General features: G+C 61.6%; 13 protein-coding genes. 7 read left to right on the top strand and 6 right to left on the bottom strand.

Translation table 11 applies throughout. The features are described from left to right. Positions 1 to 10: 10 nt before the first annotated feature. Positions 11 to 1453: a YfcC family protein gene (locus C7H84_RS27385; protein ID WP_121861706.1), complete on the bottom strand. Its 1443-nt coding sequence runs from the start codon at positions 1451 to 1453 to the stop codon at positions 11 to 13. 168 nt (positions 1454 to 1621) lie between these two features. Between C7H84_RS27385 and C7H84_RS27380 the strand changes: the two genes are divergently transcribed. Next, positions 1622 to 2539, top strand: a complete 918-nt coding sequence (locus C7H84_RS27380) for a LysR family transcriptional regulator (protein WP_121861705.1) — start codon at positions 1622 to 1624, stop codon at positions 2537 to 2539. 37 nt (positions 2540 to 2576) lie between these two features. On the opposite strand, the gene C7H84_RS27375 is transcribed toward C7H84_RS27380, so the two are convergent. Continuing rightward, the gene (locus C7H84_RS27375; protein ID WP_121861704.1) at positions 2577 to 3359 is read right to left on the bottom strand and encodes a sulfite exporter TauE/SafE family protein; all 783 of its coding nucleotides are present in this window, start codon (positions 3357 to 3359) and stop codon (positions 2577 to 2579) included. A gap of 230 nt (positions 3360 to 3589) precedes the next feature. Here C7H84_RS27375 and C7H84_RS27370 point away from each other — a divergent pair, with 230 nt between their 5' ends. Further along, a complete protein-coding gene (locus C7H84_RS27370) occupies positions 3590 to 4933 on the top strand; it encodes a PLP-dependent aminotransferase family protein (RefSeq protein ID WP_121861703.1) in 1344 nt (447 codons plus the stop codon). Positions 4934 to 5143: 210 nt separating this feature from the next. Here the strand turns inward: C7H84_RS27370 and C7H84_RS27365 are convergent, their stop codons facing one another. From C7H84_RS27365 to C7H84_RS27350, 4 genes are all read right to left on the bottom strand, one after another. Then, positions 5144 to 5968 carry an alpha/beta hydrolase gene (locus C7H84_RS27365; RefSeq protein ID WP_121861848.1) on the bottom strand — a complete coding sequence of 275 codons (825 nt, stop codon included), beginning with the start codon at positions 5966 to 5968 and terminating at the stop codon, positions 5144 to 5146. 307 nt (positions 5969 to 6275) lie between these two features. Further along, positions 6276 to 6986: a dienelactone hydrolase family protein gene (locus C7H84_RS27360; protein WP_240462110.1), complete on the bottom strand. Its 711-nt coding sequence runs from the start codon at positions 6984 to 6986 to the stop codon at positions 6276 to 6278. Between the two features lie 195 nt (positions 6987 to 7181). After that, on the bottom strand, positions 7182 to 9155 hold the full coding sequence (locus tag C7H84_RS27355) for a hypothetical protein (protein ID WP_162999377.1): 1974 nt from the start codon (positions 9153 to 9155) through the stop codon (positions 7182 to 7184). A gap of 42 nt (positions 9156 to 9197) precedes the next feature. Next, positions 9198 to 9971: a winged helix-turn-helix domain-containing protein gene (locus C7H84_RS27350; protein WP_162999376.1), complete on the bottom strand. Its 774-nt coding sequence runs from the start codon at positions 9969 to 9971 to the stop codon at positions 9198 to 9200. A gap of 503 nt (positions 9972 to 10474) precedes the next feature. Between C7H84_RS27350 and C7H84_RS27345 the strand changes: the two genes are divergently transcribed. The 5 genes from C7H84_RS27345 (at position 10475) to benB (ending at position 14916) form a co-directional block, all read left to right on the top strand. Beyond that, entirely contained in the window at positions 10475 to 11620 is a 1146-nt protein-coding gene (locus C7H84_RS27345) for a muconate/chloromuconate family cycloisomerase (protein WP_121861700.1), read from the top strand. Positions 11621 to 11645: 25 nt separating this feature from the next. Then, positions 11646 to 11936 carry a muconolactone Delta-isomerase gene (gene catC, locus C7H84_RS27340; RefSeq protein ID WP_121861699.1) on the top strand — a complete coding sequence of 97 codons (291 nt, stop codon included), beginning with the start codon at positions 11646 to 11648 and terminating at the stop codon, positions 11934 to 11936. Positions 11937 to 12010: 74 nt separating this feature from the next. Then, a complete protein-coding gene (catA, locus tag C7H84_RS27335) occupies positions 12011 to 12955 on the top strand; it encodes a catechol 1,2-dioxygenase (protein WP_121861698.1) in 945 nt (314 codons plus the stop codon). A 117-nt stretch (positions 12956 to 13072) separates the two neighbouring features. Beyond that, a complete protein-coding gene (locus tag C7H84_RS27330) occupies positions 13073 to 14431 on the top strand; it encodes a Rieske 2Fe-2S domain-containing protein (protein WP_121861697.1) in 1359 nt (452 codons plus the stop codon). Beyond that, positions 14428 to 14916, top strand: a complete 489-nt coding sequence (benB, locus tag C7H84_RS27325; protein ID WP_121861696.1) for a benzoate 1,2-dioxygenase small subunit — start codon at positions 14428 to 14430, stop codon at positions 14914 to 14916. Before C7H84_RS27330 ends, benB begins: the two co-directional genes overlap by 4 nt. Positions 14917 to 14926 lie beyond the last annotated feature (10 nt).

The following is a 14926-nucleotide window of genomic DNA, read 5'->3' as shown; positions in this document are numbered from 1 at the left end:
AAAAGGTCCGTCAAAAAGGTCCCCAGTGGATGGCAACCGCGATCGCAAGGGCGGCGATGCAGATCACAAACCACGCAAGCAGAAGGGGCGCAACAAAGCGCACCCAGCGTGAGTAGGGAATGCCGGACGTGGCGAGAACGGCCATCAAGACGCCGGAGGTCGGGTTGAAGCAATTGACGAAGCCTTCGCCAAGCAGCACCGCTTGAACCGAAACCTGCCGTGTCAGGTGCAGCGCGTCTCCGAGCGGGGCGAAAATCGGAATCAGTACGGCAGACTCGCCGGATCCCGACGATATCCCCACGTGCATCAAGGCCGCACTCAGGAACATGCCGATCGCTGCCAACGTCGGGCTGAGCGGTGCGAGGATTCCTGCGAGCATGTTGATGATGGGGTCAAGGATCTTGCCACTGCTCAGGACAATCGAAACGGACTGCGCTGCCCCAACGATCAGCGCACCGTGAATGAGCCGCGCGCATCCGGACATGAATGTATCCGCGAGCTTGCTGGGCGCAATGCCGCCGACTATTCCGGACGCGATTGCGACGACGAGAAAAGTGGCGATCATCTCTGTCTCCGCCCAGTGCCTCGATGACGCGCCATAGACGAAGCCTGAGAGGCAAACAAGCAGGATACCGACGACTACCAGGTGGCGAGCGCTCACGCGTTCTGCCGAGAATCGATGTGTCTCGTCTGCCGCACCGATGGCGGCTCTGGCGTCGCCAGACAGGCGGTGTGCCCGGGTGCGAGCTACGAGGAAGATGGCTGTGGCAACCACGAATACCAGATACACCACAACGCGAAACGACATCCCGGAAAACATTGGCAGGCCGGCGAGGCGCTGTGACAACCCGGTGGTGACCGGATTGAGGATTGCCGTGTTGAAGCCGGAATACGTGCCCAGGTAGATCATGCCTGCGCCGATTTCCCGTGGCAGCCCCATTGACTCCGCAAGCAGCAGGCCAATGGGAACGAAGGCGACGACGGAGTTATTCACCACGCCCAGTGTGCCGAGAAACGAAAATACCGCACAGACGATGACGATCGTGGTGAGTTCGCTCGAAGCGTTGCGCCTGACGATCACGTTCAGCGTGCTACGGATGGCGCCGGTCGCTTCAAGGACCGCGAGCGCGCCACCCGTGAACAGGATAAGAAAGATGATTGGGGCAGATTTGATCATGCCCTCAGCCAGGGCAACGAACACGGAACCCGGCAGCACACCGTGCTGCGGCATCCATTTCAGGCTGTTGGGGACGACGAAACTGACGCCGTTAGTGATGGTGCGGGTGAACTCGCCCGCAGGTGCCACCCATGTCGCGGCCGCCGCCGCGATCAGCATGAAAAAGAGCAATACATAAGGGTTAATCGCGTCCCTCGTGGTGCTCGTGCCCTCCGATCGGTCCTCTCCAATCGTGCCTGGCTCGGCTGCCGCCGTTGCCAGCTTCTGGTCGCTCATACGTTCTCCTCGCTCCGTGATGACGGGTTGTCGTCCAATCTGTCTGGCTTGGGCCGTGCCCACCGGCCGTATCCAGTATGGGTCGCAGTATCGGCGAACTTCCGGATGGAAAGTTGCTCCCGGCACGAGCAAAATGTTGCATGAAAGACAACAGTGGGAGTGGCCGGAATGGAATCGATCGAACGTGAGCTTTCGGAGCGCGTACTTCAGTACCTCGTCGCAATCTCGACGTATGGGGGAATGCGTCAGGCGGCGGTTGGTCTTGGCGTCAATGTCTCTACGATCAGCCGCCAGGTCTCCCTTGCCGAGCGCGAGTTGCGGTTATCGCTCGTGTCACGGCGAGGGCGAAAAATGGAATTGACCGAAGCCGGGCAGATGGCAGTCGAGTATTTCCGGGAGCGGGATCGACAGGCACGACGATTTCGTGCTCAACTCGACGAGTACCGGAGTTTGCGCAGAGGTCAGGTGACGCTTGCTGTCGGCGAAGGCATCGTGACGAACCTGGTCGCCGTTGTCCTGAAGCAATTCCACGTCAAATACCCGAACATCGTGGTGGAATTACGCACGGGCCGGCTGCGTGAACTGCTCTCCATGGTTCGCGAGGACGAGGTCGATATCGGTGTATCCATCGGGGCCTCGACAGATCCCACGCTGAACTCACGGCTATTCCAGAGCGAGCCGTTGTGCGCCATCTTCTCTGTCGATCATCGAATGTCGACGCGCAAGTCTGTGTCCATGCAAGAGCTGAGCAATGAGCGGCTGGTGTTCATGCCAGCTGACTTCGGGCTGCAAACATATATCGACGCGATCCTTGCCGATATTGGATGCACCTATGTGCCAGCATTCCGCTGCGACCTGTTCTCGACTGCCGCGGCTATAGCGGCGCAAAACCTGGCGGTGGCATTCATGACCCGTCGTGCTGCGCAAGAGCGGATTACCGCTGGGCAAGTCAAGGCTGTACCGATTGACCACCCGATCGCCCGGACGTTCGATCGCTACGTCACGACACGAGTCGGAAGGCGACTTGGTCCGGCCGCAAACTATCTTCTTCGTGAGATCGTAAGGCTGATGTCGACGCAGCGGTGACTGCCACGTCAACGCGAAGATTCGAGCAGTACATCCCTTACGCGAGATATCCCGTTACGCCATCCCAAAGCAGTTTCACCGCGGCTACCACCAGCAGTCCGTAACATGCTCGATAGACCTGGCGTTGATCCAGTTTTGCGTGAAGCCGCCAACCGGCCACGACACCAGCAGGAATCGCACACAGGCAGACCGCCATCACGACCAAGACATTGCCCGTCGGCCTGGCCAGAAGCAGCCATGGCACTGCCTTGGTCGCGTTACCCACGGTAAAGAACATGCTTGTCGTCCCCGCATAGACTTCCTTGCTGAGGCCAAGAGGCAGCAGATACATCGCGAGCGGCGGGCCGCCCGAATGTGCCACCATCGTGGTCACGCCGGACGCAAGACCAGCCGTGATCGCTTTTGGCCTGGAACGCGGACGGACAGTCAACGCTGCGCCTCCGACCAACCATAATCCAACGAAGATCAGCGTGATCGCCGCCATGACGATCGAGATCGCGCGGTGGTCGAGGAGTCGGAAGGTCAGATAGCCGGCGCCGATGCCCGTCACGAGTCCCGGCAAAAGCAGCATCAGGTCCGGCTTCGACCATGTCGAAGGCTTCCAGTAGCGCAATGCGAACAGATCCATTGCGATGAACAGCGGTGCGAGCATTCCGCCCGCAGTAACCGGATCCATCACCAACGACAGCAGCGGAATACCGACGATCGAAAACCCGCCGCCGAACGCCCCTTTCATGAACGAGATCAGGAACACACCTGCAAAGGCGATCAGCAGCGTGATGAACGTCAGTTGCAGATCCATTCCGGTCGACGAAATCATCACGATAACCTCGCGTGGGCGAAGTAACTCGCGCCCAACAGGCGTGAAGATTCCGGCGCACTGCTCGCGTACGCGGGTTGGACGGGAATCGAAGAGGTGAAAGGCATGGTGCGTCTCCGTGCATGCAATCCCGGTACAATCCGGCAATGAAGACAGAATGCTCCGGACATTTGCTCGGTGCAATAAAAACATTGATCTCGGTGCAATATACATTGAACTCCGTACATTGAATGTCAAAGTCCGAATACCTGAAGTTGGCCGACGCGATCGCCGCAGACATTGCCGACGGAACGCTCAAGCCGGGCGACCGGCTGCCTCCCCAGCGGAATTTCGCGGACCAGCGAAAGATCGCCGTGTCGACGGCCAGCAGGGTCTATGCAGAGTTGTTGCGACGAGGGCTCGTCGTCGGCGAGGTAGGGCGGGGCACGTTCGTTTCGGGCGACGCAAGGCGCGGCGCAGCGGCACCAGGCGAACCGCGTGATGTCCGGATTGATCTGGAGTTCAATTACCCGATACTTCCCGATCAAACGTCACTCATCGCGAGGAGCCTGAGCGGGCTCGCAAGCGCAGCGGAGCTCGGGAGTGCCCTGGGTCAGGCAACAAGCAGTGGAACGCCCGCTCTCAGGAACGTCTCTGCCGCATGTCTCGCGGGGAATGGATGGGCGCCTTCTCCCGAGCAACTGGTCTTCACGGGGAACGGACGACAAAGCATTGCCGCCGCGGTTGCCGCCATTGTTCCGACGGGCGGGCGCTGCGGCGTCGAAGCCTTGACCTACCCGTTCATCAAGGGCATCGCGGCTCGGCTCGGTATCACGCTGGTTGCACTCGCGATGGACGAAGGCGGCGTGCGCCCCGACTCGGTACTCAAGGCGCACCGGGAAGCCAATCTTTCGGCGATCTACATTCAGCCCGCAATCCAGAATCCGTTGGGCATGACGATGAATGCTGCACGACGTGAAGATCTTTTGCGTGTCGTGGAAAAGCTCGGCATTCCTGTCATCGAAGACAACGTGTACGGCTTCCTCGACGACCAGCCGCCGCTTGCGGCGCTCTCACCGGACAATTGCGTTGTAATCGACAGCCTTTCGAAGAAGGTAGCGCCGGGGTTGACGCTGGGATTCGTCGTGGCGCCGCATCGGTTGCGTGAAACGGTGATGGCGTCGGTACGCTCGGGCGGATGGACGGCATCGGGATTTGCATTCGCGGCCGCGCAGCGATTGATGAGCGACGGTACGGTTGCCGAACTCGCACGACTGAAACGCGTCGACGCCGTGGCCCGTCAGAAGCTGGCCGCCGACCGTCTGTCGGATTTCGACATTCAGACGAACGGAAAATGTTTTCATCTGTGGTTGACGCTTCCAGCCCATTGGCGCTCGCAGGCGTTGGTCGCAGCCGCGGCCCGGCGCGACATCGCGTTGACGCCGTCGACCACCTTCGCAGCCTCGCCCGGCCATGCGCCGAACGCTGTCAGGCTCGCGCTGGCTGCGCCGACAATGGACCAGCTCGACGTGGGGCTGCGCACACTGAGCGGAATTCTGAATGCAAGAGAAGAGGATTTCGATTCGACCGAATAAACCTGCGGCGAGATTTTGGATTGGCGCGTGGAATCGTTGTACCACCACTCCGCATTACTCCGCGATTCGTTGTTCTGCCGCAGTTCGTCGAGCATGGCCTCGGGCCTGACAAATGATTCATCGTTGTCCGCCAGTCGTTTTAGGCCGAGCTTGAATGGCGTGTCCGATACACGCACATGGAGGCGATCTGGCCGGACTGGCGGGCGGCGACTAGGATCTGATGAATGACAGAAGGTCCGCATTGATCGTCTCTGCTTCCGTCGTAGGCATGCCATGCGGGAAGCCCTTGTAGGTCTTGAGCGTCCCGCTGCGCAGCAACTTGACGGTCAAAGGCGCGGAATCAGCGTAGGGTACGATCTGGTCGTCGTCGCCGTGCATGACCAGTGTCGGGACGGAGATTTTCTTCAGGTCCTCCGTAAAATCCGTCTGCGAAAAGGCGACGATCCCGTCATAGTGCGCTTTCGCGCCCCCTTGCATGCCCTGACGCCACCAGTTCTGGATGACGCCTTCGGAGGGCTTTGCCCCGGAGCGGTTGTAGCCATAAAAGGGACCCGCGGGAACGTCGCGATAGAATTGCGCGCGATTGTTCGCCACCTGCGCCTGGAATCCGTCGAATACTTCTTTGGGCAGGCCGCCCGGATTCGCTTCCGTCTTGACCATAAGCGGGGGTACCGCAGCAATAAGCACCGCCTTGGATACGCGGCTTTCGCCGTGACGCGCAATATAGCGCACGACCTCTCCGCCTCCGGTCGAATGTCCTACGTGGACGGCATTCTTTAAATCGAGATGAGCGGTGAGCGCGGCCAGGTCATCGGCGTAATGGTCCATATCGTGCCCGTGGGCTGTTTGGGTCGAGCGGCCGTGCCCGCGGCGATCATGAGCGATTACCCGATATCCGTGGCTCAAGAAAAACGACATCTGTGTATCCCAGTCGTCAGCGCTCAATGGCCAGCCATGGGAAAAAACGATCGGTTGACCGCTGCCCCAGTCCTTGTAAAAAATCTCGACGCCGTCTTTTGTTCTGACAAAGTTCATGGTGCGATCTCCTCGAAACGTATGTCCTGCCGGGGTTGTCGTGTCCTGCCGGGCGGCATGCGCTGCACGTGATGCCGCAAAGATGGCCGCGACCGATGCGGCGGCCTTCAAGATCTGTCGACGGGTCGCGACCGCGATTGCCGGATGGTCTTCCTTCATTTCTATTCTCCTTCTGATCGACAGTCGCAAAGCATGACTGCACGGTGGGTGCGCAGCGGCCAGGTAGCGACCCGAAGGGAGCAAAGTGAGCGGGACTTGGTAAATCCGGTCACTTCCTTCAGTTTGACCCGGCGCCTGCGGCGTTACCTTAGTCGTACCTCCACATGGTCCGCCCGAGGAAAGTGAAAGTGCGATCCCACGCTTTCTGCGCCCAGACTGGGTCGAACTGCGTGCGCGATATGCGCCGCGGACCGACCGCAGTTTCGTTTGCGAAGCCGTGATGCGCGAGGTAACGATGGAAAGACGCGCTTACACCCGCGCCATGCAGGCGATGTTCCAGTTCATTCGCGGTTTCAAGGGGAAAAAAGGCGTCCTGAACCGCCCAGTGCCCGATGATCGACGCGTGGATTTTTGTCGGATCGACGTATTCGAGGGGCGGAAAGCCGTACCAGAGAACGCCCGCGGAAAGCGCCGGGTGGCGGCACAGAGCAAGCAACGTCAGCGCTGCCCCCATGCAATAGCCCATCCCCGCAATGCGGCGCGACCTTGTTTCAAGGTATTGCAACGCCCCGCCCATGTCCTGCGAGGCGACTTCGTCGAAGTCGAGGCTGTTCATCAAATGGTGCGCCTCGTCTTCCTCGACGGTAGTCCGGCCTCTGTAGAGATCGGGAACAAGTGCGAGGTAGCCCGCGCTTGCCAGCCTGTCCGCGACCCCCCGTATCTGGTCGTTGAGTCCCCACCATTCCTGCATCACGAGAACAGCCGGCGCACTGTTCGCTTGGGAGGGTTCGGCCTGATAGCCCGTGAGTTCTCGGCCATCCGGACGCTTGAAGCTGACCATCGTCCCGTGGGTTGCCATGAGCGCTGCTCCTGTGACGCTTGCCGGTCGGTCGGCAAGTACGTCCAGACTAGCGGACAGCTCGAACGGTCGCCCCTTGTTGCGCTGAAAAGTCCTGAATTTTTCGGTTTCAGGAGGCGGCCACGTCTTAACGGGATGAACTCACATGCCCGAGTCAACCGCGCGGTCGCCGCAGCCATGTCAACACGGATTGTCTTACCCGGAAGAAGACGATGACTTTCCCGTGATTTCGAATAGCCGCTCAAGGCTACGCCTGCAACGCGCTTCCCACTCCACGAAACCGTGCCGACGCGAGAGTTGCATCACATGGTTGAGAATGGGTTCTGCGCGCCGCACGGCGTCGGCGCCCGGTTGGAGCAGCATGAGGTCTACCTTGGCGCGCAGCAGTTCCGTGCAGGAAAAGATATCGTTGATCGCTGTCGCTCTCGCAATCGCTCGATCAAGAAAAGCAGTGGCTTCGCTGACTCTTCCGAGTCGCGCCAGTGCGATGGCGGTTTCCGCGAGGAAGGCAGTGAGAACCACGCAATACCTGGCCTCCCCGATTTCATCGAGTGACGGCACAATGCTGGCTTCGTATGATTCGATCTGCCCCGCGCGCAGCGCCAGCAGGCCATGCCACATTTCCGCTCGTGCTTTCCATGTGGACACGCCATGCCTGCGAGTAGCGCCGATGAGCGCCCGCACTGCAGGCTCGAGTGTGTCGTCATCGCGCAGCAATGCCGTAGGGCACAGCGCTTCGCTCAATGCATAGCAGATCGACGCTGGATGGTCGAGCGAGTGCGCGTTGTCGAGCGCTTGCTGCGCCTTCTGCGCTGCCTCGCCGTGTCGCCCGAGAAACGCAAGTGCCTGCGCGAGCACCGCATGGGTCATGCAGTGCTCGTCGTAGAGGAAGCGAATTCTTTCCGCACGGCTGGCCCGGCCGTCAAGCACATTCGTGTGTTCGAGTTCGCCAAGGGCCTCGCGGAGCCGCCCAAGACAAAGCTGCGAAATGCCGGCCATTCTCCGCGCTACCATGCGGTCGGCCGGCCACTGCGATTGCTTGGCAAGGTTCGCAAACCGCGATGCAAATGCAAGCGCCTCGGCGTGCCTGCCATTGAGATACGCATGGCTCCAGCAACCCCATAGGCCACGGAGTTGATATTCGACGTTGTTTGCCTTCTCCGCGAGCGCCAGAGCGATCGTGAAAGCCTCACTTGTCCGGGCACCCACACTCTGAAACAGCAGACAGACGCCTTGAGCTGCATGCAACTTCATCTCCCAGTCGCTCAGTATCCACGACCGGCCATCTTCTGAGGAAAGACGGTGCAGTGCAGCCAGCGCGGTATCGACACGGCGCAGACACTCTTCAATCAATGAGAGCTGCATCGACGGAGCGACACTGGTGACCACAAGATCGATCGCTGTCGCTGTCTGCGTTTCGGTTGAGAATCCCCAGTCGATCGCCGCGCGAAGATCCTCGAGATATAGACCAAAGCTCCGATTCCAGTCGATTTCAGCTCGCGCCTCGGCAAGCTTTTCCGCAGTGCGAAAAATATCGAGAATATGCTTGGCATGCCGGGCGCGCCACTCGTCGCTCGTGCCGCTTTCGACGAGGCGTTCACGCGCAAACACACGGATCGTGTCCAGCATCCTGTAATTCATTTGTGGAAAACTCGGGACCGTGCAGAGGAGCGATTTTTCGACGAGTTCGCCAATGGCCGTCGCAATCTCGTGCGCCGACATGCCAGTGCCCTCGAGCATCCTCTGCGCTGAATCGAGCGTAAAGGCGCCAGCGAACAAGCTCAGGCGAAGCAATACCGTCTGCAAGGTTGCAGGCAAGAGTGCGTAGCTCCAGTCCACCGTGGCAAGCAAGGTCTGCTGCCGGGGGAGCGCTGTCCGGCATCCGTTCCTGAGAAGCTGAAAACGGTCATCGAGTCGCTCTGCGACGACTTGTATCCCGAACGCGGCAGCGCACGCGGCGGCAAGTTCAATCGCGAGCGGGATGCCATCCAATTGTCTGCAAATGCGAGCGATGAACGGCAAGGACAAATCGGTCAGGTGATCTGATCCGTTGCCGATCCGTTCGATAAAAAGCTCAACGGCCCCGTAGCGTCCCAAATCTTCTGATTCGTCTGGTTGTGGCATATCGAGCGAGGGCACGCGATAGATGTGCTCGCCGCCAATCCTCAATGCCTCGCGACTCGTCGCGATTACGGTCGACCGGGGCGCCACCTAGAGCAGCCTTTCGACCAGTCGAGCCGCGCTTTCGATCAGATGCTCGCAATTGTCGACGACGATAAGGAGCCGTCGATCGCGAAGGCTCGGAGCCAGCTTTTCGAGGTCGTGGGTTCCGTCTCCCGGGGGAAAGCCGAAAGCGGTTGCGACAGTGGCTGGGAGATACTCCGCGGACGAAGTCGCGGCCAGTTCGATAAGGACGCCTCCATCCGGGAAATTCACTATCAGCTGTCGGCCCACCTCAATCGCCAGACGCGTTTTGCCGACGCCGCCGGCGCCGACGAAAGTGACGCAGCGGCGAGACAGGGCCAGCCCCGCTGCCTCGGAGAGTTGGGTTTCGCGCCCGATAAGACGTGAAACATAAGCGGGAAGACTTCGTGCGTGCAACGCTGTCGCGCCGCGCTCGGGCAACGAGTCGGTGCTCGCGGAGAGGGGACCTGCGGTCGCATCGACGGTAACGTTGGCTACGAATTGATAGCCGCGGCCGGCAACCGTGTGGATAGCGTCGCGGTCGTTGTCTAGCGCGCGGCGCAGCAAGGATACTTGTGCCTCAAGCGTATTCTCGCCAATCACTCTTCGGGGCCAGACGGCCTTCATGATCTGGTCTTTGCTTACAACCGTCCCACGCTGCTCGATAAGGAGTTGAAGCAGGTCGAATGCGCGGTCGCCAACGCGGACGCCCAGACCTTCATGAATCACCTCACGACGGGCAGGATCTACCTCTGTTGCGCCGAATCGGTAGCGGACGGCAGGTTCGACCAACTTGTCCATTGCGACAGCTCCGGTAGGGCGCACCCATGTGAGTTTACTTCTTCGAATCCGCCGTAGGTAAATTTGGGCTGATGGTGCGGAAACGACTGTTTGGCGCACAGAGGCAAATAGACGACTACTAGCGACGTTCGCATGCCGACTGCGCGCGATCATTCTTCCTGGCCGAAGCAGAAAGTCGAACCGCCGCCCACCATCGTTTTTCCCTCAGGAAAACCCTGATCCCTGTCGGTAGACCACCGGTTTCAAGCCGATTTCTCGCCGCCGTAGGCAGCGGCATCGCCCCCGCACCCCGATCACACCTCAAACACGCGCGACCGCGCTCCATCAAGCCTCTCCGCCCTCATACCTAGCCAGAAAAGGTATGGCGCGCCGCAATATTTCGTATCGCGAGCCAGATTTCAATACCTGTCAGGTATCAAAAAACACGTCCAAAAGTATTGGACGCCCCATTTCCCCGCCGCGTATAAATCCGTTCCATGAACTCCCCACACGCAGCGTGCCCCATGTCCCCAGTCACCATCGAACGCATCGAAACCCGCCTCGTCGACCTGCCGACGATCCGTCCGCACAAGCTGTCGGTCGCCACGATGCACGGCCAGACGCTGATGCTGGTGAAGGTGACCTGCAGCGACGGCGTGACGGGTGTCGGCGAAGGCACGACGATCGCCGGGATGGCCTACGGCCCGGAAAGTCCCGAAGCGATGAAACTGGCGATCGACGCATACCTTGCGCCGGCGATCATCGGCAAGGATGCGACGCGCATCCAGACGCTGATGGCGTTCCTCGGCAAGCTCGCGAAGGTCAACCACTTCGCCAAGAGCGCGCTCGAAACCGCGCTGCTCGATGCGCACGGCAAGCGTCTCGGCGTGCCGGTCAGCGAACTGCTCGGCGGCCGCCGTCGCGATCGGCTGCCGGTCGCATGGACGCTCGCATCCGGCAACACGGCGACCGACATCGCCGAAGCCGAACGCATGCTCGACCTGCGCCGCCACAACGTGTTCAAGCTGAAGATCGGCGCGAAGGCGCTCGACGCGGACATCCGGCACGTGGCCGAGATCAAGCGGGCAGTGGGCGAGCGCGCATCGGTGCGCGTCGACGTGAACATGGCATGGAGCGAAACGCAGGCCGCGCGCGCGATTCCGGCGCTGGCCGATGCCGGGTGCGAACTGGTCGAGCAGCCGGTGGCATCCGCCGCCGCGCTCGCGCGGCTGATGCGCCGCTTCCCGGTCGCGCTGATGGCCGATGAAATCCTGCAGGGCCCCGACAGCGCGTTCGAGATCGCGAAGCAGCACGGCGCGGACGTGTTCGCGATCAAGATCGAGCAGAGCGGCGGTCTCTTCGCCGCGCAGCGCGTCGCGGCGATCGCGGATGCGGCCGGCATCGAGCTGTACGGCGGCACGATGCTCGAAGGCGCGTTCAGCACGGTGGCGTCCGCGCATCTGTTCGCGAGCTTCGCGAACCTGCAGTGGGGCACCGAATTGTTCGGACCGCTACTGATCACCGAGGAAATTCTGACGACCCCGCTCGACTACAGCGATTTCGAACTGACGGTGCCGAGCGGACCGGGCCTCGGCATCGAACTCGACGAAGCGAAGGTCGCGCGCTTCACCCGCGACGGGCTGACCAAAGTCTCCCGCCAACCCGCGTAACGCGACACCGTATCAGGACATCACGATGCTTTTCCACGTACGTATGGACGTCAACATCCCGGCTGACCTGCCGGCCGCGGTGGCCGACGAGATCAAGGCCCGCGAGAAAGCGTATTCACAGGACCTGCAGCGCAGCGGCAAGTGGCGCCACATCTGGCGTATCGCCGGCGAATACGCGAACTACAGCGTGTTCGACGTGTCGGGCAACGCCGAGCTGCACGAAATCCTGACCGGTCTGCCGCTGTTCCCGTACATGAAGATTTCGGTGACGCCGTTGTGTCGCCACCCGTCGTCGATACACGACGGCGACGTTTGAACCACGGCGTCGCCGCTGCACCCGCAGCGAGCACGCCGGGTCACCATTCCCCCAATACACGTGGAGACACCATCATGAGCGTCAAAGTTTTCGAAACGAAGGAAGTACAGGATCTGCTGAAGGCGGCGTCGAACGCGAGCGCGAATGACGCGAAGGGCGGCGACGCACGCACGAAGCAGATCGTGCTGCGGCTGCTCGGCGACCTGTTCAAGGCGATCGACGACCTCGACATCACGCCCGACGAAGTGTGGGCCGGCGTGAACTACCTGAACAAGCTCGGCCAGGACGGCGAAGCGGCGCTGCTCGCCGCCGGCCTCGGCCTCGAGAAGTATCTCGACATCCGGATGGATGCCGAGGACGAGGCGCTCGGCCTCGACGGCGGCACGCCGCGCACGATCGAGGGGCCGCTGTACGTCGCCGGTGCGCCGGTGCGCGACGGCGTCGCGAGGATCGACCTCGACGCGGACGAAGGCGCGGGCCCGCTCGTGATCCACGGCACGGTGAAGGACCTCGCCGGCAAGCCGGTGGCCGGCGCGCTGGTCGAGTGCTGGCACGCGAATTCGCACGGTTTCTATTCGCACTTCGACCCGACCGGCAAGCAGAGCGAATTCAACCTGCGCGGCGCGGTGAAGACGGGCGCGGACGGCAAATACGAGTTCCGCACGCTGATGCCGGTCGGCTACGGCTGCCCGCCGCAGGGCGCGACGCAGCAGCTGCTCGACCGCCTCGGCCGTCACGGCAACCGCCCGGCACACGTGCACTTCTTCGTGACGAGCGACGGCCACCGCAAGCTGACGACGCAGTTCAACATCGACGGCGACCCGCTGATCTGGGATGACTTCGCGTATGCGACGCGCGAGGAGCTGATCCCGCCCGTCACCGACAAGACCGGCGGCGCCGCGCTCGGCATGAAGGCCGACACGTACCAGGACATCGAGTTCAACTTCGTCCTGACGCCGCGCGTCGAGGGCAAGGACAACCAGATCGTCGAACGCCTGCGCGCTTCCGCCACGGCATAACCCGCCCGACGGCACGGCGGCGCGCTGGCGCCGCCGCCGCCCGAGCCCCCGCGAGATTCAATCGAAACCCATGCGAGCGTGCTTGCAGGACCCGTCACGCGCGCAGGAGGAACCAACATGTCCGCCACGATCGACCCCACCACCGAACTGGACCACCTGCTCGCGACCGCCGTGCAGGACGACAAGGAGGCCGGCATCTTCCGCTGCCGCCGCGACATCTTCACGAACGAGGCGCTGTACGAGCTCGAGATGAAGCACATCTTCGAGCGCAACTGGGTGTACCTCGCCCACGAGAGCCAGATCCCGAACAACAACGACTACTACACGACGTGGATCGGCCGCCAGCCGATCGTCATCACGCGCGACAAGACCGGCGAGCTGCACGCGGTGATCAATGCGTGTGCGCACAAGGGCGCGATGCTGTGCCGCCGCAAGCACGGCAACAAGGGCAGCTTCACGTGCCCGTTCCATGGCTGGACTTTCTCGAACACCGGCAAGCTGCTGAAAGTGAAGGACGAGAAGACCACTGAGTATCCGGTGCAGTTCAACACGCACGGCTCGCACGACCTGAAGAAGGTCGCGCGTTTCCAGAACTATCGCGGCTTCCTGTTCGGCAGCCTCAGCGACGACGTGCTGCCGCTCGAGGACTATCTCGGCGAGGCGCGCGTGATCATCGACCAGATCGTCGACCAGGCGCCGAACGGCCTCGAAGTGCTGCGCGGCAATTCTTCCTACATCTACGAAGGCAACTGGAAGATGCAGATGGAGAACGGCTGCGACGGCTATCACGTGAGCACCGTGCACTGGAACTACGCGGCGACGATGGGCCGCCGCAAGGAAGACGGCACGAAGGCCGTCGATGCGAACAGCTGGAGCAAGTCGGTCGCGGGCGTGTACGGCTTCGACAACGGCCACATCCTGCTGTGGACCAAGACGATGAACCCGGAAGTGCGGCCCGTGTACCAGCACCGCGACGAGATCAAGGCGCGCGTGGGCGACGTGCAGGCCGACTTCATCGTGAACCAGACGCGCAACCTGTGCGTGTACCCGAACGTGTTCCTGATGGACCAGTTCAGCACGCAGATTCGCGTGGTGCGCCCGCTCGCGGTCGACAAGACCGAAGTCAGCATCTTCTGCTTCGCGCCGAAGGGCGAGAGCGAAGCCGATCGCACGACGCGGATTCGCCAGTACGAGGATTTCTTCAACGTGACCGGGATGGGCACGGCCGACGATCTCGAGGAGTTTCGCGCGTGCCAGTCCGGCTACGCGGGCATCACGGCGATGTGGAACGACCTGTCGCGCGGCGCGCCGCTGTGGATCCACGGGCCGGACGAGAACGCCAAGAAGATGGGGCTGAACCCGCGCATCTCGGGCGAGCGCAGCGAGGACGAAGGGCTGTTCGTGTGCCAGCACGAACACTGGGTGCACGTGATGCGCGAGGCACTGAAGCAGGAACGCGCGGAGGTGGCAGCATGAGCATCGATTACCGGACCATTTGCGCGACGCTGTATCGCGAAGCGCGCCTGCTCGACGATCGCGAGTGGGACGCGTGGCTGACCTGCTACACCGAGGACGTCACGTACTGGATGCCCGCGTGGGACGACGACGACCGGCCGACCGATGATCCGCATAGCCAAATCTCGCTGATGTACTACGCGGACCGCGGTGGCCTCGAGGATCGTGTGTTCCGGATCAAGACCGAGCGCAGCGGCGCGTCGACGCCCGAGCCGCGCACCAGTCACAACGTGACGAACGTCGAGGTGCTGGCCGAGCGCGACGGCGAGGTGGACGTGCGCTACAACTTCCACACGCTGAACCACCGCTACCGCGTGACCGATCACTTCTTCGGCACGATGTTCGTCACGCTCCGCCAGGTGGGTGACGCGCTGCTGATTTCGAACAAGAAGATCGTGCTGAAGAACGACTACATCCGGCAGGTGCTCGACGTGTATCACGTCTGACGCCGATTGT

This window comes from Burkholderia sp. Nafp2/4-1b (genome assembly GCF_003635165.1).
Classification (GTDB): Bacteria; Pseudomonadota; Gammaproteobacteria; order Burkholderiales; family Burkholderiaceae; genus Burkholderia.
The sequence above is the reverse complement of the archived record's forward strand: the minus strand, read 5'-3'. Positions and strand labels throughout refer to the sequence as shown.

Excerpts from the sequence above, each read along its gene's own strand:
- C7H84_RS27370 (WP_121861703.1), top strand. The coding sequence starts at position 3,590 with ATGTCAAAGTCCGAATACCTGAAGTTGGCCGACGCGATCGCCGCAGAC.
- C7H84_RS27380 (WP_121861705.1), top strand. The coding sequence starts at position 1,622 with ATGGAATCGATCGAACGTGAGCTTTCGGAGCGCGTACTTCAGTACCTC.
- C7H84_RS27360 (WP_240462110.1), bottom strand. The coding sequence starts at position 6,986 with ATGGCAACCCACGGGACGATGGTCAGCTTCAAGCGTCCGGATGGCCGA.
- C7H84_RS27365 (WP_121861848.1), bottom strand. The coding sequence starts at position 5,968 with ATGAACTTTGTCAGAACAAAAGACGGCGTCGAGATTTTTTACAAGGAC.
- C7H84_RS27350 (WP_162999376.1), bottom strand. The coding sequence starts at position 9,971 with ATGGACAAGTTGGTCGAACCTGCCGTCCGCTACCGATTCGGCGCAACA.
- C7H84_RS27345 (WP_121861700.1), top strand. The coding sequence starts at position 10,475 with ATGTCCCCAGTCACCATCGAACGCATCGAAACCCGCCTCGTCGACCTG.
- C7H84_RS27330 (WP_121861697.1), top strand. The coding sequence starts at position 13,073 with ATGTCCGCCACGATCGACCCCACCACCGAACTGGACCACCTGCTCGCG.
- C7H84_RS27385 (WP_121861706.1), bottom strand. The coding sequence starts at position 1,453 with ATGAGCGACCAGAAGCTGGCAACGGCGGCAGCCGAGCCAGGCACGATT.
- catA (WP_121861698.1), top strand. The coding sequence starts at position 12,011 with ATGAGCGTCAAAGTTTTCGAAACGAAGGAAGTACAGGATCTGCTGAAG.
- catC (WP_121861699.1), top strand. The coding sequence starts at position 11,646 with ATGCTTTTCCACGTACGTATGGACGTCAACATCCCGGCTGACCTGCCG.
- benB (WP_121861696.1), top strand. The coding sequence starts at position 14,428 with ATGAGCATCGATTACCGGACCATTTGCGCGACGCTGTATCGCGAAGCG.
- C7H84_RS27375 (WP_121861704.1), bottom strand. The coding sequence starts at position 3,359 with ATGATTTCGTCGACCGGAATGGATCTGCAACTGACGTTCATCACGCTG.